Here is a 20,553-nt window from a genome sequence, read left to right on the forward strand (position 1 = left end):
TCTCTAATACCCTACAATAGTATCATCTCCCCTATGATCTGCTCCTCCTTCCAGTGTACCATCGGCCTTCACCAATATGGCATCTACCCTACCTATATTACCTCGCTGGACAAATTGATAACCCTTGGCTTCCAATCTTGCCCTTACATCCTCGGCAATTGCCTCCTTCTCGGGCTGGATATTGTCTGGAAGCCATTGATGATGAAAGCGCGGGGCGCTGACGGCTTCTTGCATTCCCATCCCAAAATCGACCACATTCAAAATCACCTGAAAAACGGAAGTAATGATCGTGGAACCACCAGGAGTTCCCACTACCATCAATAATTTGCCGTCTTTGGTCACTATGGTTGGGGTCATGGCACTCAACATACGCTTGTTAGCTTCTATGGCATTGGCTTTGCCCCCCAAAAGCCCGTACAGATTGGGTACACCAGGCTTCATGGAAAAATCGTCCATTTCATCGTTCAACAAAAACCCCGCACCTTTCACCACTACGAGTGATCCATAAGAGTTGTTCAATGTCGTGGTAATAGCCACCGCATTGCCATCTTTGTCCACTACGGAAAAATGGGTCGTTTCCTCACTTTCATATCCAACAGGTTTTCCATGCGAAACGGACTCGCTAGATGTAGCTCTTTCAAAACTGATATCCTGCATGCGGGCATGGATGTAATTGCTATCAAGCAGCCCAGCCAAGGGAACTGGATAAAAATCGGCATCGCCATAATGCTCCGCCCTATCGGCATATACCCTTCTTTCGGCTTCCACCATCACCTGCACAGTCGAATCTTGCTGAAATCCCCAATGCGACAAGGGATACGGTTCTACAGACTTGAGCAAAGAAAGCAACGCAATTCCGCCGCTGCTAGAAGGAGGCATAGACACCACGTGGTAGCCGCGATAGTCATTGGCAACAGGTTCCCGCCATTTGGCCTCGTAGTTTTTCAAGTCTTCCAAACTAATGATACCGCCATTATCTTTCATTTCACGAACCAACAACTTCGCTACCTTGCCTTCGTAAAAGCCCCTCCTACCCTTAGACTGTATACGCTTCATGGTCTTTGCCAATTCCTTTTGTATCAACAAATCCCCGGCTTTCCAATCGGCTTTCTCATTAATCAATGCCGTACCATGAGAATTAAATCGCTTGAAAGACTCTTTTCTCCTATTCAGCTCATTGGCCTGCATTTCTGTAAGCGGGAAGCCTTTTCGGGCCAAATCAACGGCTGGTTGCAATAAATCTTTCCAAAGTAGTTTTCCGTAGCGTTCGTGTGCTTTTACCATACCATCTACAGAACCAGGCACCCCAACAGCTAGATGTCCATCCAAACTGAGTCTGCTGACGGGCTCTCCCGTTTCATCGAGGTACATGTCCCTAGTGGCCATGCCTGGTGCCTTTTCCCTGAAATCTAGTGCAGCATATTCATTTTGCGAAGAACGAAAAACCATAAACCCACCGCCACCGATATTTCCTGCATTGGGATAAACCACGGCAAGCGCAAACTTCACGGCGATGGCAGCATCCACCGCATTCCCCCCTTTTTTCAATACGTCTATACCTACTTGCGAAGCAATGGGATGGGCAGAAACCACCATGCCATTGCGATAGGCCGTGTCTTGCTTCGCGTAGGCGAATTGGCATAGGGCTATGCCTAAAAGCAAGATGACTATGGAACGGTTGAAACAGGGTACCTTAATGCAAAAAATGCTAATTTGTCTGGGTTTGACCATATTGTTTATGTTTATACCCGCAAATTAGCATATAAAATAAAAACTCTGAAATAAAAAAGGAAAATAAGCCTATACAAAGGCGCTCATACCCGTAATGGCACGACCTACGATAAGTGAATTGATTTCCTTGGTACCTTCATAGGAGTATATCGCTTCGGCATCCGCCACAAACCGAGCTACATCATATTCGAGCAAAATACCGTTACCGCCCATCACTTCCCTCGCCTGACTAACAATATCTCGTGTGCGCAGGCTACAGAAGACCTTGGCAAGGGAGGCGTGCTCATCCTTCAGCTTACCTTCGTCCTGTAGTTCGGAGAGCCTGAATACCAAGGTCTGCATAGCCGTCAAATTGGACAGCATCTCCACCAGGTGGTTTTGGATGAGCTGAAAGGAGGCAATAGGCTTGCCAAACTGCTCCCTTTTTCGGGTATAGTCCAGTGCGCTTTCATAGGCTCCCCTAGCGCAACCCACCGCCATCCAGGCCACGCCCGCACGCGTCATACGCAGTACGTTAGCCGTATCTTTAAAGGAATGGGCCTTTTGGAGCCTGTCAGACTCCTTGATGAGGCAATCCTTGAGCGTGATGAGCCCGTTCTGCACGATCCGCAGGGCCATCTTTCCCTTTATCTTTTCTACTTCGAAACCAGGGGTACCTTTGCGTAATAAAAAACCCTTTACTTGACCATCATCTATGTCTCTGGCCCATATAATGATGACATCGGCAAAGGTAGCATTGCCTATCCATTTCTTCTGTCCATTGAGAACCCAGCCTTCTTCTGTTTTCCTGCAGGTTGTTGTCAATCCGCCAGCGGCTCCCGAGCCCACTTCCGGCTCCGTAAGGCCAAAGGCGCCGATGACCTGCAGTTTATTCATGGCTGGCAGCCATTCCTGTTTCTGTTCTTCCGAACCGCACAGGTAAATGGAACCCATGGCCAATCCGCTCTGCACGCCGAAAAATGTAGCAATGGATGCGTCTACCCTAGCCATCTCCATGGCCAATATGCCTTCCATCAAAAAGGATCTGTTCGGACATCCATAGCCATTGTAAGTGATACCCGCCAAGCCCAATTCGCCAAACTTGGGAATCAGCTCATGGGGGAATTCATCGCGCAACCAATAGTGGTTGACCAAAGGCTTCACTTCTTTCTCCATAAACTCGCGAATTTTCAGCTGTAGTGCCTTGTCCTCGTCACTCAATCTATCCTGAAGCTCGTAAAAATCGCCATTTATTTCGGGCAAAGGCTTTTTCTTACCAGGGCCCTCCATCATCTTCATCAAGCCCTTGAGTTGATTGTCGTCCAGCTTGCTGAAACCGTCCATCACTTTGGCGAGGTCCACTTTTTGGGAAATTTTTGCAAGTTGGTCAAAGTCTAGGTTCTTAAGCAGGTTCAGCCCACTCTTTATTTTCGAAAATGCGTTAGCCATATCAAATTGGTTTTGTTCAGTAACACTTAAAACAAGAAAGGGATGCAAGTGTTTGTTTTTATGGCTTTCTCTATCTATGTGCATGAGAGATGATAGAGGGCGTACAGCATAATATAAAACCGAGATTTGTCATACAGGCCTGCGGGTTGGCATAGTATAAACCAATATTTTGGATCAACCTTTCCTGAACCGTTTATCTGTGAGCGCATTCAGGAAATTTTCCAGGTCTTCTTTTTCTTGTTCGGTTAGTTCCAGCGGTTGAGATAACAGAGAGTCCCTGTTGATGGGATTGGGCACCACCTTATCCGGATCGTTGTAATATTCGATGACCTCGCGCAAGGTTTTGAACATGCCATTATGCATATAGGGAGCTGTCAAAGCCACATTGCGCAGTGGGCCGATCTTGAACTTACCGAGGTCCTCAGGTCTTTTCGTGATGGCAGCACGACCACTGTCCAGCAAGGTCTTGCCGTCAAACAGGCCGATATTCCTAAACTCGATGTTGTTGAAATTAGGACCGAAATGGCATTGTATGCAGTTAGCCTTGCCGTTAAAAAGGGCAAACCCTCTTTTGGCCGATTCGCTCACTGCCTTTTCGTTGTCGTTCATCCGCCAATCATCGAAAGGTGTGTTATTGGTTTCCAGAGAACGCTGGAACTCGCCCAAGGCCTGCGCAAGATTGGTCGCATTGGGAACCTCGTTGAATATCTTTTGGAAAACCTGAACATAAAACGCATTTTGGTTCAGACGTGCCACTGCACTATCTATCGGTAGGTCCATCTCATCCGGATTGGCAATGGGTATGAGCGCTTGCTCTTCCAAGGTGGCTGCCCGCCCGTCCCAGAAGAAACTGACATCTAGGGCAAGGTTCATGGCCGATTGAGTATTCCGAGTGCCTTTTCTATCCATCACTCCCAAACTCACGGCACCGGTATCTGCAAAGGCAAATTCCGGCCTGTGACAGGAAGCACAGCTTATTTTGCGGGTGGATGACAGGATGGTGTCGGAAAAGAGCATCTCGCCCAAGGCAACCTTGTCCCTAGGCATTTTGGAGACATTGGTGCAGGAACGGTTGGCCAGCAAGAGCACAATTGTAAATAAGCTTATGATGACGTACATTTGCTTTTTCATGCTCATCTTACTCTTTTTAATCCCACTCCGTCCATATCTTGTTTCCGAGGTGGGCAACTGTCCTCCACAGCTACAAACTGGACAGAATCGGCCGATATGAAATTGACCTTATACGTGGCATAGTAGTCGCTGTTACAGATGGGATCCATTGTTTTGAGTGTATCATTGCGGAAAATGGATCTGCCGCTTGAAAACAGCTTTCCATTAACAAAGTAATCGTGGGTACCGTCCTTTCTGAACACGAACTGTGCGTCGGCTCCCATACTTTCAAAAACAAGATCCCACTTACCATATAGTATATGTTCAGTTCTGGATTGACAACTTACGAATAATAGAGTGGCTGCCGTTAGCGAAAAAAACGAGCTTTTCATGACCATATTTTAATTTATCCTTACAAACCCTATATTGTCCGTTCCTTCCCTGCGCGCCGTACAGGTATCGGCTATCAGACTGAACGTCAGCGAATCCCTCTTGAAAAGCAGCTTGTAGGAGCCCTTGTAATCCACATTGCATATTGGGTCGCTGAAAAACACCGTGTCGCCCAACAGCTCATAGCTGCCGCTGACGAATGGTTTACCGTCCACTATGCCTTCAAAGCTGCCGTCCGTGCGGAAAAAGGCAACAAATTCAAAGGGCTTGCCATTGAATACGCCCTTTTCTGACCATTTGCTCCCTAGGATGTCTTTCGGCCCATATTCAGGAGCCGAACAGCTTGCCACAAATAGGCCTAAAACTGCTATCAAATACATTGTTTTCATATCGCATGCTTTATGTTAATCTCTAATACGTTCAAAGACATGCCCGTCCATGGCCTTACGCCTCCCGGATACCGTGTCGGATACGGCATAAGAAATCACCTTGTCGTCCTCAAACCGAAACGTGTAGATTGCCTTATACGAATCGGGTGTGGGCTCGTTGACAAATAGGGTGTCGCCCGACGTTTTGTAATAGCCAGAGGCGAAGGATTTGCCGTTGGAAAAGCCGTCAAATGTGCCATCCTTGCGGAAGTAAACGGTAAAACCTTCGGTTTTCAGGCTTGCCCACTTGCCCTCAATTTTTTGATCGGGTTGGCTACAGGCAACAGACCACAATACCGTGATAGCCATTACAGAAACTCTTTTCATATTCTTCTTTCATCTGGTACAGTTGCAAAGCTATGGCTGTAGCCCAATAACGGCCTTTGCCATTGTTGCAAATGCTTTTGATTTTGTTGCAATAGCTAAAAGTAGCCATGAGGCGGCCTGTATTGATCTATATAGGGACTACTTCACTAGGCGGATAGCCAAAATGTTTTGAAAAACTAGTGGAAAAATTGGCGGGATTGGCATAGCCTACCATATAGCAGACCTCGGCCACGGTGGCCACCTTGTGTTGCAGCAGTTCGTGTGCCCGCTGCATACGGATGGTACGAATCAGTTCGCCCGGGCTTTGGTCCATCAAGCCTTTCAGCTTGCGGTGTAGCTGGGTACGGCTCAGGCCAATGTCCTTGCCCAGTTGTTCAGGGCCTAATTGGTCATCGTCCAATCTAGTCTCCACAACATGCCGCACCCGTTCCAAGAAAATTTTTTCTATGGCAGGCAATGTGGCCGCTTCAGTAAGCCACACGTTACCCTTTCCGTATTTTTCCCTTAACTGCTTGCGTACACGGATCAGGTTTTCCATCAATGCCAGCAATTCCCTTTTGTCAAATGGCTTGGCGAGGTAGGCATCCGCACCGATCTCTATACCTCGCACCCTGCTGTCTCGGTCGGTCTTGGCAGTGAGCATGATGATGGGTATATGGCTAGTACGTTCATCCGTTTTAAGGGTATGGCACACCTGGTAGCCATCTTTTTCCGGCATCATCAGATCGGTGATGACCAATGTGGGAATCTGTTCCAGGGCCGTGTCAATGCCTTTAGCCCCATCGGAAGCCGTTATCACCGTATAGTTTTCTGCAAGCGAGAACCGGATAAAATGGCGTAGATCGGCATGGTCTTCTACCACAAGTACCACTGGCAGTTCGTCCCTAAGTCCGTCGCTTGGCACACTTGGGTTTGACGACTGCATCACCCTTTCCTGTTGGGGCGCTGCCGTCATATGTGTGGTTTTCGCCGCTTTGGTATAAGGAAACGAAACCGTGAAGGTAGCGCCTTTACCTTCCTTGCTTTCCACGCAGATGCTGCCGCCCAGCAATTCTGTCAACTCCTTGGTAAGCGCCAGCCCGATGCCGGCCCCTTCCTTTGCCCTGGTGTCGGAAGCATCTACCTGATAGAAACGGTCGAAAACATACGGTAGTTTATCTTGTGGAATCCCTATGCCGGTATCGGCAACGATGATGTCAAAACTATCGTTCTCCTTTTTGTTCAACGTGATGGCAATACTGCCCTTATGGTCAATGAATTTAATGGCATTGGAAAGTAGGTTCTGTACGATCTTTTCCATTTTGTCCAAATCGCTTGCTATCCATAGTTCATCTACGTTGGAAGAAAAGAACAGGTCAATCTGTTTCTGCTCGGTCAGCGAATGGTATTGCTGCACGTGCGTGCGCAACCAGTTGACCATCTCTATCGGTTCTGTTTGGATATCCAATTGGCCGCTTTCCAGTTTGCTCAGATCCAGCAATTGGTTGATAAGTTGCAACAATCGGTCACTGTTCTGTAGGATGTAACGGGCATACTGTTTCCCTTCTTCGCTATAGGCCTGCTTCAGTAATTCTTTAGCGGGATTGGCAATAAGCGTCAGAGGTGTTTTAAATTCATGCGTCAGGTTGACAAAAAAACGAGATTTCACGGCATCCATTTCCCGCAGTTTTTCTGCCTGTGCCCTTACCTGCGCCGTGCGTTCCAGCACGGTTTGCTCCAATCTTTCCGCTTGCTCTTCCATGAACCTTGTCCTTTCCTGTTCCTGTTCCAGCGCCCTGGCGGAAAGTACCTCGTTCTCTTCCAACTGCCTGGCCAATTTGCGATTGGTATCGGCCACATCTAGGGCAAGGTATATGGAAAACAGCACGGGGATAATCAGCGTAGCAAATCCCATGGCCGTCAAAACCTGCCTCAAATTGAACCACCCAAAGATATTCATACCCACCACCAGGCTCAGTATGCCCACCACGACCATGCCCACGGCAATCAGCCACAGCCGTTTGTTCCCCTTCCGGATGGCACCGATGATGGCACGCGCTCCCTCTGCAAATGCCAGTAAGGCAACGGCAGCAGTCATCCAATCCCAAATCCTGGGGCTAGAGTTGGACAGGATGCTTTCCAAGTGCGAGATACGGTAACCTATCAGGACCAATGAAATGCCCCCAAACAGCCATAGCCGCCACATCGGGAGCTTGCGATAGCTCACACTATATAAGAGCAGCAATTGCGTCACGTTTACGATAATGGTCATGGCAAAAAAGGCCTTCCATGCAAAAACCTGTATGTAGGGACTGGTGGTTACTATGGTTAAATACCGGAAATAAAGTACCGTGGAAGTACTGAGCACAAACAGGCTGTAATAGAGGTTTACTTTATTCTTAGGGTAAAAGACGAACAACAATAAGTGGAGCAAGATCAAGATGGCCTGCGCCGCCCCGCTCAGCAATTGGAAATCCATGAAATGCTGATTTTCCTTTCGCTGCACGTTCATGGTATGCATATCACCTGCCCACAACTGAAAGCCCACAAAATCTGAAAAGGCGGGTCTGTAATTGCAATAACGAATAGCGATCAGATGCGGCAGTGTATCCGTAATCGCTACCGGAAGAACAGCATAGGGATCCCTTTTGGCCACCCAGTCTTTTTCCGACGTGCTAAATGTTCCTATGCCTTCGATTTTTTGCCCATCCCAGTACAGTTCCGATGCGCCATCGTGGTTGAGGTACAGACCCCAGGTAGCCGTGCTGCTTAAGCTGTCTTTCCTGACCCATAGCCGAAACCAGCCGTAGCCCTTCCATCCTTTGGGCAAATTATCGCTCCCGAAATTTGGTTGAAATGTGTCCCAATGACCATCGTCAATATCGGGCTTGGCCCACGATGGGTCATCCCCCGAATGGAAACGCCAAGGATGTTCATTGAGGGAAAAGAAACCAGCATCGGCAGGCTTTATCTTTAGCTGCACCGCATCCTGTTGGGCAAATAGCCATGTACCCATGCTGAAAAACAGCCCGGAAAACAGGATTAATATCTTGATGCCAAGTATCATAGACATCTGAGCTAAAAGCGGAACACCTTCTCTGCACAAAGAACCACAAAAATTGTCCTACCGAACTATCCTCATTGTACATGTCAAGTATAACAAATTAAAAATCAGCAAAAAATACCAAAAAAATGGTATTTTTTGCCTTACATCCATCCACCGCCCAAAGAGCGGTACAGATCGACCATTGCATCCAATTGCGCTTTCTTTATTTCAGCCAATTCCAGTTCACTCTGCAATACGCTTGCCTGTGCCGTAATGACCTCCAGATAACTGGCCATACCAGTTTGGAACAATAGATCGGCATGCTGTATTGCTTGTTGCAGTTTAGCCGTCCTGCTGTGGCTGACCTGTTGCCTTTGCTTTAGCTTTTCGAGCTTCACAAGCGCATCTGAGACTTCGCCGACAGCCGTGAGCATGGATTGCTTGAATTGTATGACCGCATTCTCTTGATCTATCTTCGCCACCTCGTAATTTGTTTTCAATCGCTTGCGCAGAAATATGGGCTGTGCCACATTCCCTGCGACCGCACCAAAAAGAGAGGCAGGAATGGAGAACCAATTACTGGCGGAAAAAGCATTGACACCACCTTGTGCCGTGATGCTCAGCGAAGGATACATGCTCGCTCGTGCAACGTGCGTATAGGCACTTGCTTCCACTACGGCTAGCTCTGCCTGTTTGACATCCGGCCTCCGGGCAAGCAAGGCCGAAGGCACACCCGCAGTCAAATGCGCTGGAATGGGAATCTCGGCCAACTTGCCGACAACAGGTAAGGTATCGGGAAATTTTCCGACCAATATATGCAAGGCATTCTCTTGGATATTGATATTTTGTTCAAAGGTGGGGATGAGCGCGGCAGCGGCCAAACGCTGCGCCTCTGCCTGCTCCAACCCCAAAAGGGTCACATCGCCCACATCATATTGCTCCCTGATGATCGTTAGGGTGCTATCGTTCAAGGCCAAATTTTGCTTGGCCGTCTTGAGCTGATCATGCAGCATCAGCAAGTTGTAATAGCCCTGTGCTACTTGAGCGATAAGCTGTGTTTGCACGGCTTTTCTAGCTTCCTCTGTTTGCAGATAAGCCGCCAGTGCTGCCGCTTTTTGTCCGCGTATCTTTCCCCATATATCCGCCTCCCAAGATATGTTCACCGCCGTAGTGAAGTCCTCGATGTGCCTACTGCCCAAAAATTGATTCAGGCTAAGGCCATTCAAACTATTGTCTGACGGGCGCGATGAATTGGCCGCTATCTGCAAATTGGCTTCGGGATAATTCCCTGCTTTGGCTTGCCTGAGCTGCCACTGCGCCGTGTTTATGCGATTGACGGCTAACTGCAAATCGTTGTTGTTGGCTATAGCCGAATCAATCAAGTTCAACAGCACGGGATCGGTAAAAAAATCGTTCCATGGTATGGAAGCGATACTGGTAGTATCTTCCTGCACATCGTCATCTACGGCATTTCTGTACTGTTGGGGTACCGTTTGCAATTGCGCCGTACTGTCCTGAGCTACTTTACAGGCACTTAGAGCAAGCAATGCCAGTAAAATGAATCTATATTTGATTTTTTGTGTCATGTCTATTTTTTTGTTTATTCTCAATTCCTGGTGTTCTACATCCGCTATTCCACTATCCTTAGTCTGAGCCTTGGCCATGAGCACAAGGGACTAAGAATTGGACAATGAAAAGAGTAGTCTGGAGACTACCAAACCATTCACCCAATCCGTAGTCTCCTACGCACGTCCAGCCCGACCTGCCTACCGCAGGCAGACTACGAATAGTTTTGGTCAATTTTTGTAATTCGTGATTAAATGAAAACAAAACGTCATCTTACTTCTAATTCCTAATATCTGCTACGGAAAGCGCCCCCTGATGCTCACCGATATTCGACTGGATACCAGTTTTCGGTTTCCTGGCAACTTTCTCCTGCAAGGATTGAAAAACGACAAATAGCACGGGAATAATCAGTAAGCCCAAAATCACTCCGCTGAGCATTCCGCCTATGGCACCGATGCTAATGGAGTGGTTGCCCTGCGCCGATGGGCCAGTGGCGCTCACCATAGGTATCATGCCCACTACAAATGCCAACGAGGTCATGATGATAGGCCTAAGCCTCAGCTGAGCCGCTTCCAATACCGCAGCAATCAGCGTCTTTCCGTTCTTTCGCCGCTGTACCGCATATTCCACTATCAAAATGGCATTTTTTGCCAGTAAGCCAATAAGCATCACCAGTGCTACCTGCACGTAGATATTGTTGGTAATGCCCGTCAGTCCTATAGCTGCAAACACACCGAATATACCGGTTGGTATGGACAGGATGACCGCCAGCGGCAGGATATAACTCTCATATTGCGCTGCCAACAAAAAGTACACGAAAAGCAAGCACAGCATAAATATGGCAACGGATTGGCCGCCAGAAGTGATTTCCTCCTTCGTCATCCCGGAAAATTCATGTGCAAAGCCCGTAGGCAAATGCTTTTGCGATACTTCTTCCACGGCGCGGATGGCATCGCCGGAACTATATCCGGGAGCGGGGATAGCATTGACGCCAATGGAATTGAACAGGTTGTACCGCGATACATTTTCCGGTCCATAGACTCGCTTGAGCTGCACCAAGGTATTGATGGGAACTACATCTCCCAGCTTATTCTTTACGAAGATGCCGTCCATGGCCGCTGGATCAGTACGATTGGAAATATCGGCCTGCATCACCACCCTGTAATATTTTCCAAACCGATTGAAATCCGAAGCCTGGGTACTGCCAAAATAGGCTTGCATGGTCTGCAGGATGTCGCGAGTGCTCACGCCCAACTGCTCGGCTTTCATATCGTCTATTTCGAGTTCAAATTGCGGATAATCGGCCCGAAAAGTGGAAAAAGCAACTTGTATCTCCTCCCTTTTCATTAATTCGGCAATAAAGTTTTGTCCTATGATATCAAACTTGTCAAGCTGACCACCGGTACGGTCCTGCAATACCATATCCAAACCCTCCACGTTGCTGAAACCGGGTACGGTAGGAAAAGTGAAGACGAAGAAATTGGCTCCCTTTATAGCCGAAAGCTTTTGGCTCACCAGATTCATGATGTCATTGATGTCCTTCACCTCTCCTCTTTGTTCATGCGGTTTGAGCAAGATAAACGCCACACCCGCCGAAGGGCTAGTGGCTTGCGTCAGGATATTGAAACCCGAAATCACGTTCAGGGTCTTGGTAAAAGCCAAGGGCTGCAATTGCTGCTCTGCCTCTTTCAGTGCGCTGTTGGTACGATCCAAGGAAGCACCTACAGGCATGGAAAGCGAGATGGCAATAAACCCCTGATCTTCCGACGGTATGAATCCGGAGGGCGTTCTCCTTATCATGAAAGTAGTTGCGAGCAGCAATAACACCAATGCCGAAAGGCTGAACCACCTATACCGAATGAGGAAACCCAGACTGTGCACGTAGTTGCGCGTCAGCTTGTTGAAACCCGTATTGAAGCCAGTGAAGAATTTCTCCTTAAAAGTCAACCTCTTCCCTTTTGCCTGTTCGCCATGATGGCCTTCCTTTAGGAACAGGGCACATAGAGCCGGACTAAGTGTCAGCGCATTGACGGCCGAGAGCACGATGGCGATGGCCAGGGTAAAGGCAAATTGCCGGTAAAACATGCCCGTTGAACCTTCCATGAAACCGACCGGCAGAAATACGGCCGACATCACCAAAGTGATGGATATGATGGCACCTGTAATATCGCCCATGGCCGAAACGGTAGCCTCCCTTGGTGGCAAATGCTCGTGTTGCATCTTGGCATGTACCGCCTCTACAACGACAATGGCATCATCGACCACAATACCGATGGCCAGTACCAATGCAAAGAGCGTAAGCAAGTTGATGGAAAAGCCGAACAACTGCATGAAAAAGAAAGTGCCCAGCAATGCCACCGGTACCGCTATGGCTGGAATGAGCGTAGACCTAAAGTCTTGCAAGAAGAGGAAAACGACAAAGAACACCAGGATGAAAGCCTCGATGAGCGTGTGCTTCACCTGATCAATGGATTGATCTAGCGCATCTTTCGTATTATAGAGTACCAGGTATTCCACTCCTTTTGGAAAATCCTTGGAAGCTTTTTCCATAAATTCCTGAATGCCAATCTGTATTTCGTTGGCATTGGAACCCGCCAATTGCATCACACCGATATTCAGGCCCACTTTGCCGTCAATTTTGGTATGGCTGGCATAGGTATAGGAACCTAATTCTACACGTGCCACATCTTTCAACCGCAATACAGATCCATCCGCATTGGAACGAATGATGATGTTTTCATAATCGTCCGGTTGGTTGAGCTTGCCCTTGTACTTGATGATAAATTCAAAAGCTTCCTGGCTGCTCTCCCCAAATTTGCCGGGAGCAGCTTCGACATTTTTGTCCTGAATGGCAGCCATGACCTCTGCAGGTGTCAGTTTGTAGCTCGCCATCTGATTGGGATCTAGCCACACCCGCATGGAATAATCCTTACTACCACCAAATATGATGGCCTGCCCCACCCCCGGTATTCTTTTCAGTTCTGGGATAATATTGATCTGGGCGTAGTTGGCCATAAAGGTCTGGTCGTAGGCATCCTCGTCCGTGGCATACAGATCCAGCACCATGATCAGGCTATTTTGTTGCTTGGCGGTAGTAATACCTGCCTGCACGACTTCTGCAGGCAACTGGCTTGTAGCCTGTGCTACTCTGTTCTGCACGTTAACGGCCGCTTGGTCCGGATCTGTCCCCAATTTGAAATAAACGGATATGGTGAGCGATCCGTCATTGCTTGCAGTAGAACTCATGTAGGTCATGTCCTCCACCCCATTGATGGATTCCTCGAGCGATGGGGCTACGGCGCGCAGCACCGTTTCGGCATTGGCTCCCGGATACAAGGCCGTTACCAGCACTGCTGGTGGCGCTATATCCGGAAATTGTTGCAGAGGCAGCCTTGTCAGTCCCAGAATTCCCAAAATGACCAATAAAATGGATATGACCGTGGCCAACACCGGCCTTTCTATAAATCTTTTCAGCATCGTTCTCTATTTTTTAAGTGCAGTGAGTTTCAAACTATCTGCCTTTAGCAGTTGCGGCTCAATGATTTGTCCCTCTTGCAATAAATCTATTCCTTTGTAAACTATACGGTCACCTTTCTTCAGGCCCGATTTCACCAAGTAATTTGCACCGCTCTTGCCTGCAATGCCGATGGGCTTACGGGCTACGTAGTTGCTATCATTCACGGTGTACACAAATATTTTGTCCTGCATTTCCATGGTGGCCAGCTGAGGAACCACCAAAACATCCTGATGAAGCCTTTCCAGCCTTACCCGCCCGGTATTACCCGACCGCAACAGCCCCTCCTTGTTCGGGAAGGTAGCTCGCAGGGTAATGGCGCCCGTGTTTTTATCAAATTGACCATCTACCATATCCACTTTTCCTTGAATTGGATAAGCCGATTGATCCGAAAGAAGCAAGGTAACCGGTGGTATATGTTGCAGCTTTTCCTCCAAGGTGATACCTTCGTATTGGGTCTTGAACTGGACAAAATCGTTCTCTCCAAGCGAGAAATAAACGTGTAGCTCATGTATATCCGAAAGATCCGTGAGTGCTTGTGCATCCAAGGGGGACACCAAGGCTCCCTGTTTTTTTTGCAAGCGACCGATATAACCATCCATGGGCGCTCTCACCAATGTATAGCCTAAGTTGATACGGGCACTCTCCAGTGCAGCCTTGGCCTGCTCCAAATTGGCCTTGGCTCCATTCTCCGCTGCAATGGCCGATTTTAACTGGAAGTCTGCCAGCACTTTGTTGTTCACCAGACGTGTCTTTTTCTCGACTTCCAGCCGCGCATTTTCCAAAGAGGCATCCGCCGCATGGAGATTGGCCAATGCCTGATTCATTTGCTCGCGGTAGGGCCGATCGTCTATTTTAAAAAGTGCTTGCCCTTTCTTTACTTTTGCCCCCTCATCTACCAGTATAGCATCAAGCTTTCCTTCTACCTGCGGACGAATCTCCACGTTTGCCGTTCCCTCTATGGATGCAGGATAGTCGTGATAAAGTTTTTCTGCGCCAGAATTAATGGTCATCACTGGTAAGGCCAATGGAGCTTCTTCCGCTCCCTCGCCTGAATTGTTGGACGAGCAGCTAGAAATTAGCAGCAATGATGCCATGACAATAAATGTTTTATTAATCATATTAAATAATTTAACGATGTTAAATGGTGAGCTAAAATTACCTAGTGTTTGTAATATGGACTGTATCATATGCTATATGGATTTTTATTTTTGTTCGTAACTGAACCGCTCGATTGGTTTGGTTCTCTTATTTCAGCGTATTATTTAACACTGTTAAATAATTTATTATTGTTATATTTCTGTTAAAAAAAATTCAATCTGTTAGGGAACGGGTAATGCCATAAATCGCATCCTTGAGTACTTGTTGATTGGTAAGGTCTCCAACACCTTTATTGACCAAATTAATGGAAATCAAGCCATGAATAACTGACCAATATGTAAAATACCTTCTACAAAGTAGCTCTTCAGAAGGATTTTTGTCTACCATGATCTCCTTAATGACATCCCTTATCAATTCAGAGTACGTATCACTATTTGCAAATGATTTTTGCATCTCGCAACATTGTATGCCCACACCGAACATAAGTTGATACAATTCCTTCTCCGCGAAAGCAAAATCCCAATAGGCCAACCACATGGCCTCTATCTGCTTTTCGGGAGTCTCCTCTTTTTCCTTTGCTTCCCGCACTTTTTTTGCCAGTATGAGATAGCCCTTTGAGGCCAATTCCGAAAGGATAGCTTCCTTATTTGCAAAATACTCATAAATAATAGGAGCGGTATATTCGATGATGTCGGCAATCTTGCGCATGCTCAATGCCTGCCATCCTTCTTCTTTGACGATATGCAGCGCTGCATCTAGGATATTTCTCCTATTTTCATCTTTCATTCGCTGTATACGTTCCTTACTGCTCATTATCCAATACCTGGATTAAATCATTTAACACTGTTAGGCAAACATCGAAATTATTTCTTATATGCTGTGACATGCTATTGTCAGTTTTGCGAAACACAAAACAAAGCACTTGTTTTCAGTAAGTTAAAAGCGCCCTTCCTGTATCACACATACATTTAATAAGTGCCTCCAACTTACATGTTCCTTAGTTTTTCGCTGTGGAAGACGTTTTTTCCCGAATGCATGAATATCCCATTGCCCCGATAGTGCACGGTTTTTGGGTATTTGGGCGATGCAGCCACCTTTGCTTTTACCACCTCCATAATGAAGAAATTGTAGCGATCTACCATTACGTCGTCGTACAACTTACATTCAAAATTAGCATAGCACTCCGCAATGGAAGGAGCATCTATCAACTCAGAGGCTGTAGCTGTCAGCCCAAAAGCCTCGAACTTATCGATCTCGCTGCCGGTACTGGTACCAATATCGATAATCTTGTCAATCATGTCTTCCGTGGGAATATTGATGACACATCCCCTACTTTGCTTCAGCATATGGAAGGTATGATTGGCTCCTGAAATCATCAGACCTACGAGCGAAGGGCTAAATTCCAGCACCGTTTGCCAAGCCATGGTCATGATATTGGTTTTGGTTTTCCATTGGGTACTGATAAGAACCACGGGCCCCGGCTCTAGAAAACGACGAACAGCGGATACGGGATAATCTTTCTTTTGATAAGTCATAAACAAAACGGTTAAACCAATAATTGAATCATTGCAGGAACAATTTTGCAAAGCTTCTGTTTGCGGCTTACCACCAGCTTAGTCTATCCCGAAAAACAACCATTTTGCATGTGGTGAAAGTCTCAATGGGTTACAAAATCGTAGTAAAAGGAATTAAGCTTATGGAAAGTGCCCGAAAACGGCATCCTTTGAGCAATAATAGAAACCTATATATGAAAAAGAACAAAAAACTTGGCTATGCTTTCATTTTGCTAATCAGTTTTGCGTTATTACCCTTTCTACCTGCCTGTAGCAATAATATCGATCACACAAGTGCCAATGAAACCATTTTAGAATCCGAAATAGCCTTGAGCGAGCCAGTTCCAAGTAAGGTAGAAACCACAGAACGGAAACTCGTCAAAGAAGGAACCATCGCCTTTGAAACGGATGATCTGGCCGAAACGGGCAAGCATATCAAAGAGGTCATCAAACAATACGAAGCCTACATCGCTTCAGAGAATGAATACAAATATATAGAAAGGCAGACCCGAACTCTCACGGTACGCGTGGAAGCGCGCCGATTTGACGCCTTTATAAATGACATCACCCAAGGTATTGAGCGGTTTGACACAAAAGATATCCGCACAAGGGATATCACTGAAGAATTTGTGGATATACAGGCTAGGCTCAAGACAAAAAAAGAACTGGAACAACGCTACCTAGTACTATTACAAAAAGCCAATAAAGTATCGGAGATCCTGGAGATAGAGCAACAAATAGGCAAATTGCGGGAAGATATCGAGTCGACAGAGGGTCGCTTGCGGTTCTTAGACAATCAATCCTCCTATTCCACCCTATCCATTAGTTACTACAAGTCTATTCCTCAACGAGTGGCCTTTGGTCGCGAATTTGTACAAGGTTTTTCAGCAGGTTGGCAACACTTCGTGTGGTTTATTTTGGGCTTGGTGAATACCTGGCCGTTTATAGTTCTCGTTGTTCTTTTTGTTTTCTTTCTGAGACATTGGTGGAAGAGACGAAAGGGTGCTTAATACCAAACAAAGCGCCACGCGTTGCAGATACAAAACAACTCTATTGCCTTGTGCAGATGCAAGGCAATAGAGTACTATTTTTTTAAGAATGTAGGTGCTGACCTTAAGCGTAGACCTCCGATAAAAACTCGGCTATAGCTTGCGTCTTCCTTCCCAGTATATTCTCCAGATCGTTATGCTGCTGGTCGAATTCTCCATTGGCGATACCCTGCGAAAAGGACGACACCGTAGCAACGACCTCCGCTGGCAGTCCGAATGAAGTCAAAGTGCTTTCGAATGCCTTTATCTCTGGCGATACGTAGTTTATCTGCTCACCCAGAACATCGGAAAGGATGACGGCAACCTGTTCAAAGGTAATCTCTTCGCTACCGTTGAATTCGTAGGTTTTGTGCTCATGTCCCTTTGAATTGCTCAAGATAATCGCTGCGGCCTCGGCCAGGTCTTTCCGCGGAGCGAAAGCAGCTTTTCCGTTACCAGTGGGTAGATAGACCGCTTTAGATTGCAATATCTGTTCCTTAGTCCCCAAGAACATAGGGATTACCTCGGCATAGAGGTTGTGCCTCAACAAGGTATAGGCAATGCCAGACTCCTTTATCCACTGCTCGGTCTGTACGTGTGAGCTCACTACTGCGTATAAGGGAGCAGATGCCGATTCGTCTTTTCTTACGGTACTGGTATACAAGATATGCTTGATGCCTGACTCCTTAGCCGCGGTCACCACATTCCTGTGCTGTGCTAGACGGGCATGAATATCATTGCCCGAAACAAAGTAAAGCACATCGATGCCCACAAATGCCGTAGCAAGCGCCTCGACATGATCATAATCGGCAACGCGGACATCAAATCCCTCCTTGCGGTATTGCTCGGCCTTGTCGCTATGGCCATCCCTGACCAAAACGGCAATGTCTCCTGCTGAGATCTTTTCTTTTAGAGATTCTACTACAGCACTTCCCAAACCGCCCGTAGCTCCTGTAATCAATATTTTTGCCATGTTCTACTCCTATCTAATTAAAAATTAATTGATTTAAAAAAGTTTATTACTTACTTTTGGTAAGTCAAAGATAGGCACTGGATGTCTGCAAAGCAAGAACTTACGCCTAAGTCGTTTAGTTACTCTTAGGTAAGAATTGCTGATTATTAATGGGTTAAGATGGAAAATAATTTAAGAAAATTCTCGGAAGTAGACAATTGTCCTGTGCGGAACGTCTTGGATAGAATCGGCGACAAATGGTCCATGCTCGTCTTGCTGGTACTGGGCGAATCGGAAACCCTTCGTTTCGGCGAACTGCACAAAAGTATCGGAACTATCTCCCAGAAAATGCTTACCGTGACGCTCAAAACTTTGGAAGCAGATGGTCTAGTAAAACGCACCATCTATCCACAAATACCTCCGAGGGTGGAATACGAACTGACCGAAAGAGCGGAAAGTTTGTTACCACTCATCCACAATTTGGTAGACTGGGCGGAAAAGAATATGGGCGACATCAAGCAAGCGAGAATGAACTATGCAATGGGTTAGGCATTGCAAGCCTTTTCCAAATATTACTCTCCCTTGTGCTCCATTTGACAGTAACGACAAATTCCAATGGCATTTATCGTAACGTGTTTGACCAAAAAACCTTTTGGAGCTGCAATATTTGGATAAATACTTTCAGGTAAGCAATAAACTTTATTGCAAATCTCACAGGAAAAATGCACATGCTCATCGTGATGTTCCCTATCATTGCACGAAGAAGAACAGACGGCATAAGTAGCCGTCCCTTGAAGATCCAATATCTTATGGATAATCCCTTTCTCCTCAAAAGTGCTTAAAACGCGATATAAGGTCACTCTGTCTATGTCGCCACCTACCATCTTCTCCAGCTCCGGCTGTGAGATAGCCGCCTCCCTTTCGGACATTATTTGTAAAACCTGCAATCTGGGATTTGTCACCTTGAGCTTGTTTTTGCGCAAGAGATCAACAAATTCATCAACAGCTAAATTTTCCATACCCTCATTTCTTAAACCACAAACTTAACTAAAATGCCTCTTATACGCAATATAGCTTCCGTGTTTCAAGATGTAGGTGACACTTGTATGTAAGTAAGAAATATAAAATGAGCGACGGATTTATACGCCTCTAAACTTCCAGTAGCATTTTCTTTTGCATCAGCACATTTTATCTAAACACATTTTATCTAAAAAAGGGGTCAAAAACATTATTCGAAAACCACAATCCATTTTTTAGTCCTCCTCTTCCGTATTCTTTATTTTCATCAACAGGGCATAAGCATTTTTCACCACCACTCTGGAAGAGCTATCCAATCCTTCGGCTTCTACAGCTTGAAAACCCTGGGAAAAATCACCTGGTTTCACCGCTAGCATTTCAAAAGTCCCTTTCTCTTTTTCCAAAAACACATAATGTTTGTTTTCCCAGCGAACCACCGCATCTTCTGGTACGGCCAATGCGGTCCTACCCCGCAATACCACATCGCCATTCATAAACATGCCCGGATACAGATTATGGTCATATTGCTCAAAATGACAATGCACCTCTGCCGATCTGTTCTCATCCAAATTTCGGCTTATCAAGATGATTTCGGCTTCGTGCCTGTCGCTCGGATCGCTGTTCGTATAAGCCCATACTTTTTGGCCAATAGAAAGCAAGGGCAAATCTTTTTCGAAAACCGTCAAAGACAGGTGGATATCCCTCGGATCTACCAGCTCGAACAGCATATCCGTGGGCGCGGTATACTTCCCCACGTTGACATTCACCTTGGACACAAAACCGTTGATGGGAGAAAGGATATTGACCGTTTTGGAGATATTGGATGCGTCCAACCGTTGCGGATTAATACCTATCAACTCCAATTTCTGTTCCAATGAAGCCCTGTTGATTCGCTGTGTCTCCATCGCAGCCCTGGCTTGCTCAAACACCCTATCGCTACTAGCCTTGCTCTTATTCAGGTCCTGCTGCCTATTGAATTCCGCCTCGGCCAATCTGAACCGTTCTTTGGCCGTCAGGTAATCTTGCTGCAATTGGATAAATTGCATGTCCTCCATCACGGCCAGCACCTGCCCTCTTCTGACTGGGGTGCCGGGCAACATCGCCGTGCTCTTCAGGTACCCTCCTAGCGGAAAGCTCAAACTTACTGTACTGTTGGGCGGTACATCTATGCTTCCTTGCAATTTGAGCAGTCCGCTTACCGCTTGCATAGATGGGGTACCTACTTCTATGCCAGCACTTTTTATTTGGCTATCGTTCAACGAGACCATCTCTTCTACCTCTAGACTGTCTGCGTTTTGTTCGCCTATCGATTCTTCTTTGTCATTACTGCCACAAGCCAAGAAGAAAAGGCATACAAGGCAGCCTAAAATATATCGTTTCATA

17 protein-coding genes are annotated in these 20,553 nt (G+C 46.6%); 2 read left to right on the forward strand and 15 right to left on the reverse strand.

Features of this window, described 5'->3' with window-relative positions; genetic code table 11:
- Positions 1 to 3 precede the first annotated feature (3 nt).
- The 12 genes from ggt to A37S_RS0114535 form a co-directional block, all read right to left on the reverse strand.
- Positions 4 to 1,731 carry a gamma-glutamyltransferase gene (gene ggt, locus A37S_RS0114480; RefSeq protein WP_084163916.1) on the reverse strand — a complete coding sequence of 576 codons (1,728 nt, stop codon included), beginning with the start codon at positions 1,729 to 1,731 and terminating at the stop codon, positions 4 to 6.
- Positions 1,732 to 1,800: 69 nt separating this feature from the next.
- Positions 1,801 to 3,159 carry an acyl-CoA dehydrogenase family protein gene (locus tag A37S_RS0114485; RefSeq protein WP_028297613.1) on the reverse strand — a complete coding sequence of 453 codons (1,359 nt, stop codon included), beginning with the start codon at positions 3,157 to 3,159 and terminating at the stop codon, positions 1,801 to 1,803.
- A gap of 174 nt (positions 3,160 to 3,333) precedes the next feature.
- The gene (locus A37S_RS0114490; RefSeq protein ID WP_036602626.1) at positions 3,334 to 4,290 is read right to left on the reverse strand and encodes a cytochrome-c peroxidase; all 957 of its coding nucleotides are present in this window, start codon (positions 4,288 to 4,290) and stop codon (positions 3,334 to 3,336) included.
- 2 nt (positions 4,291 to 4,292) lie between these two features.
- Complete coding sequence (locus A37S_RS0114495) at positions 4,293 to 4,661, reverse strand: hypothetical protein (RefSeq protein ID WP_157278681.1); 369 nt, start codon at positions 4,659 to 4,661, stop codon at positions 4,293 to 4,295.
- A 9-nt stretch (positions 4,662 to 4,670) separates the two neighbouring features.
- Complete coding sequence (locus A37S_RS0114500; RefSeq protein ID WP_028297616.1) at positions 4,671 to 5,048, reverse strand: hypothetical protein; 378 nt, start codon at positions 5,046 to 5,048, stop codon at positions 4,671 to 4,673.
- A gap of 15 nt (positions 5,049 to 5,063) precedes the next feature.
- Complete coding sequence (locus tag A37S_RS0114505) at positions 5,064 to 5,414, reverse strand: hypothetical protein (RefSeq protein ID WP_028297617.1); 351 nt, start codon at positions 5,412 to 5,414, stop codon at positions 5,064 to 5,066.
- Positions 5,415 to 5,541: 127 nt separating this feature from the next.
- The gene (locus A37S_RS26330; protein ID WP_084163917.1) at positions 5,542 to 8,466 is read right to left on the reverse strand and encodes an ATP-binding protein; all 2,925 of its coding nucleotides are present in this window, start codon (positions 8,464 to 8,466) and stop codon (positions 5,542 to 5,544) included.
- A 134-nt stretch (positions 8,467 to 8,600) separates the two neighbouring features.
- A complete protein-coding gene (locus A37S_RS0114515; RefSeq protein ID WP_028297619.1) occupies positions 8,601 to 10,025 on the reverse strand; it encodes an efflux transporter outer membrane subunit in 1,425 nt (474 codons plus the stop codon).
- A gap of 259 nt (positions 10,026 to 10,284) precedes the next feature.
- Positions 10,285 to 13,482 carry an efflux RND transporter permease subunit gene (locus A37S_RS0114520; RefSeq protein ID WP_028297620.1) on the reverse strand — a complete coding sequence of 1,066 codons (3,198 nt, stop codon included), beginning with the start codon at positions 13,480 to 13,482 and terminating at the stop codon, positions 10,285 to 10,287.
- A gap of 6 nt (positions 13,483 to 13,488) precedes the next feature.
- Positions 13,489 to 14,616: an efflux RND transporter periplasmic adaptor subunit gene (locus A37S_RS0114525; RefSeq protein ID WP_245586394.1), complete on the reverse strand. Its 1,128-nt coding sequence runs from the start codon at positions 14,614 to 14,616 to the stop codon at positions 13,489 to 13,491.
- A gap of 217 nt (positions 14,617 to 14,833) precedes the next feature.
- Entirely contained in the window at positions 14,834 to 15,433 is a 600-nt protein-coding gene (locus tag A37S_RS0114530) for a TetR/AcrR family transcriptional regulator (protein ID WP_028297622.1), read from the reverse strand.
- A gap of 173 nt (positions 15,434 to 15,606) precedes the next feature.
- Positions 15,607 to 16,155: a flavin reductase family protein gene (locus A37S_RS0114535; RefSeq protein WP_028297623.1), complete on the reverse strand. Its 549-nt coding sequence runs from the start codon at positions 16,153 to 16,155 to the stop codon at positions 15,607 to 15,609.
- Between the two features lie 212 nt (positions 16,156 to 16,367).
- Between A37S_RS0114535 and A37S_RS24815 the strand changes: the two genes are divergently transcribed.
- A complete protein-coding gene (locus tag A37S_RS24815) occupies positions 16,368 to 17,183 on the forward strand; it encodes a DUF4349 domain-containing protein (protein ID WP_169719509.1) in 816 nt (271 codons plus the stop codon).
- A gap of 103 nt (positions 17,184 to 17,286) precedes the next feature.
- Here A37S_RS24815 and A37S_RS0114545 read toward each other — a convergent pair whose 3' ends face one another.
- A complete protein-coding gene (locus tag A37S_RS0114545) occupies positions 17,287 to 18,174 on the reverse strand; it encodes an SDR family oxidoreductase (protein ID WP_028297624.1) in 888 nt (295 codons plus the stop codon).
- Positions 18,175 to 18,333: 159 nt separating this feature from the next.
- On the opposite strand from A37S_RS0114545, the gene A37S_RS0114550 reads away from it, so the two are divergent.
- Complete coding sequence (locus A37S_RS0114550; RefSeq protein ID WP_028297625.1) at positions 18,334 to 18,702, forward strand: winged helix-turn-helix transcriptional regulator; 369 nt, start codon at positions 18,334 to 18,336, stop codon at positions 18,700 to 18,702.
- A 23-nt stretch (positions 18,703 to 18,725) separates the two neighbouring features.
- Here the strand turns inward: A37S_RS0114550 and A37S_RS0114555 are convergent, their stop codons facing one another.
- Both A37S_RS0114555 and A37S_RS0114560 read right to left on the reverse strand, forming a co-directional pair.
- Positions 18,726 to 19,172 carry a Fur family transcriptional regulator gene (locus A37S_RS0114555; RefSeq protein ID WP_028297626.1) on the reverse strand — a complete coding sequence of 149 codons (447 nt, stop codon included), beginning with the start codon at positions 19,170 to 19,172 and terminating at the stop codon, positions 18,726 to 18,728.
- A 234-nt stretch (positions 19,173 to 19,406) separates the two neighbouring features.
- On the reverse strand, positions 19,407 to 20,552 hold the full coding sequence (locus A37S_RS0114560) for an efflux RND transporter periplasmic adaptor subunit (RefSeq protein WP_028297627.1): 1,146 nt from the start codon (positions 20,550 to 20,552) through the stop codon (positions 19,407 to 19,409).
- Position 20,553: the final 1 nt, after the last annotated feature.

This window comes from Olivibacter sitiensis DSM 17696 (assembly GCF_000427965.1).
In the GTDB taxonomy this organism is placed as follows: Bacteria; Bacteroidota; Bacteroidia; order Sphingobacteriales; family Sphingobacteriaceae; genus Olivibacter; species Olivibacter sitiensis.

Coding starts and splice junctions, on each gene's coding strand:
- ggt (WP_084163916.1), bottom strand. CDS start 1,731: ATGGTCAAACCCAGACAAATTAGCATTTTTTGCATTAAGGTACCCTGT.
- A37S_RS0114485 (WP_028297613.1), bottom strand. CDS start 3,159: ATGGCTAACGCATTTTCGAAAATAAAGAGTGGGCTGAACCTGCTTAAG.
- A37S_RS0114490 (WP_036602626.1), bottom strand. CDS start 4,290: ATGAAAAAGCAAATGTACGTCATCATAAGCTTATTTACAATTGTGCTC.
- A37S_RS0114495 (WP_157278681.1), bottom strand. CDS start 4,661: ATGAAAAGCTCGTTTTTTTCGCTAACGGCAGCCACTCTATTATTCGTA.
- A37S_RS0114500 (WP_028297616.1), bottom strand. CDS start 5,048: ATGAAAACAATGTATTTGATAGCAGTTTTAGGCCTATTTGTGGCAAGC.
- A37S_RS0114505 (WP_028297617.1), bottom strand. CDS start 5,414: ATGAAAAGAGTTTCTGTAATGGCTATCACGGTATTGTGGTCTGTTGCC.
- A37S_RS26330 (WP_084163917.1), bottom strand. CDS start 8,466: ATGTCTATGATACTTGGCATCAAGATATTAATCCTGTTTTCCGGGCTG.
- A37S_RS0114515 (WP_028297619.1), bottom strand. CDS start 10,025: ATGACACAAAAAATCAAATATAGATTCATTTTACTGGCATTGCTTGCT.
- A37S_RS0114520 (WP_028297620.1), bottom strand. CDS start 13,482: ATGCTGAAAAGATTTATAGAAAGGCCGGTGTTGGCCACGGTCATATCC.
- A37S_RS0114525 (WP_245586394.1), bottom strand. CDS start 14,616: ATGGCATCATTGCTGCTAATTTCTAGCTGCTCGTCCAACAATTCAGGC.
- A37S_RS0114530 (WP_028297622.1), bottom strand. CDS start 15,433: ATGAGCAGTAAGGAACGTATACAGCGAATGAAAGATGAAAATAGGAGA.
- A37S_RS0114535 (WP_028297623.1), bottom strand. CDS start 16,155: ATGACTTATCAAAAGAAAGATTATCCCGTATCCGCTGTTCGTCGTTTT.
- A37S_RS24815 (WP_169719509.1), top strand. CDS start 16,368: ATGAAAAAGAACAAAAAACTTGGCTATGCTTTCATTTTGCTAATCAGT.
- A37S_RS0114545 (WP_028297624.1), bottom strand. CDS start 18,174: ATGGCAAAAATATTGATTACAGGAGCTACGGGCGGTTTGGGAAGTGCT.
- A37S_RS0114550 (WP_028297625.1), top strand. CDS start 18,334: ATGGAAAATAATTTAAGAAAATTCTCGGAAGTAGACAATTGTCCTGTG.
- A37S_RS0114555 (WP_028297626.1), bottom strand. CDS start 19,172: ATGGAAAATTTAGCTGTTGATGAATTTGTTGATCTCTTGCGCAAAAAC.
- A37S_RS0114560 (WP_028297627.1), bottom strand. CDS start 20,552: ATGAAACGATATATTTTAGGCTGCCTTGTATGCCTTTTCTTCTTGGCT.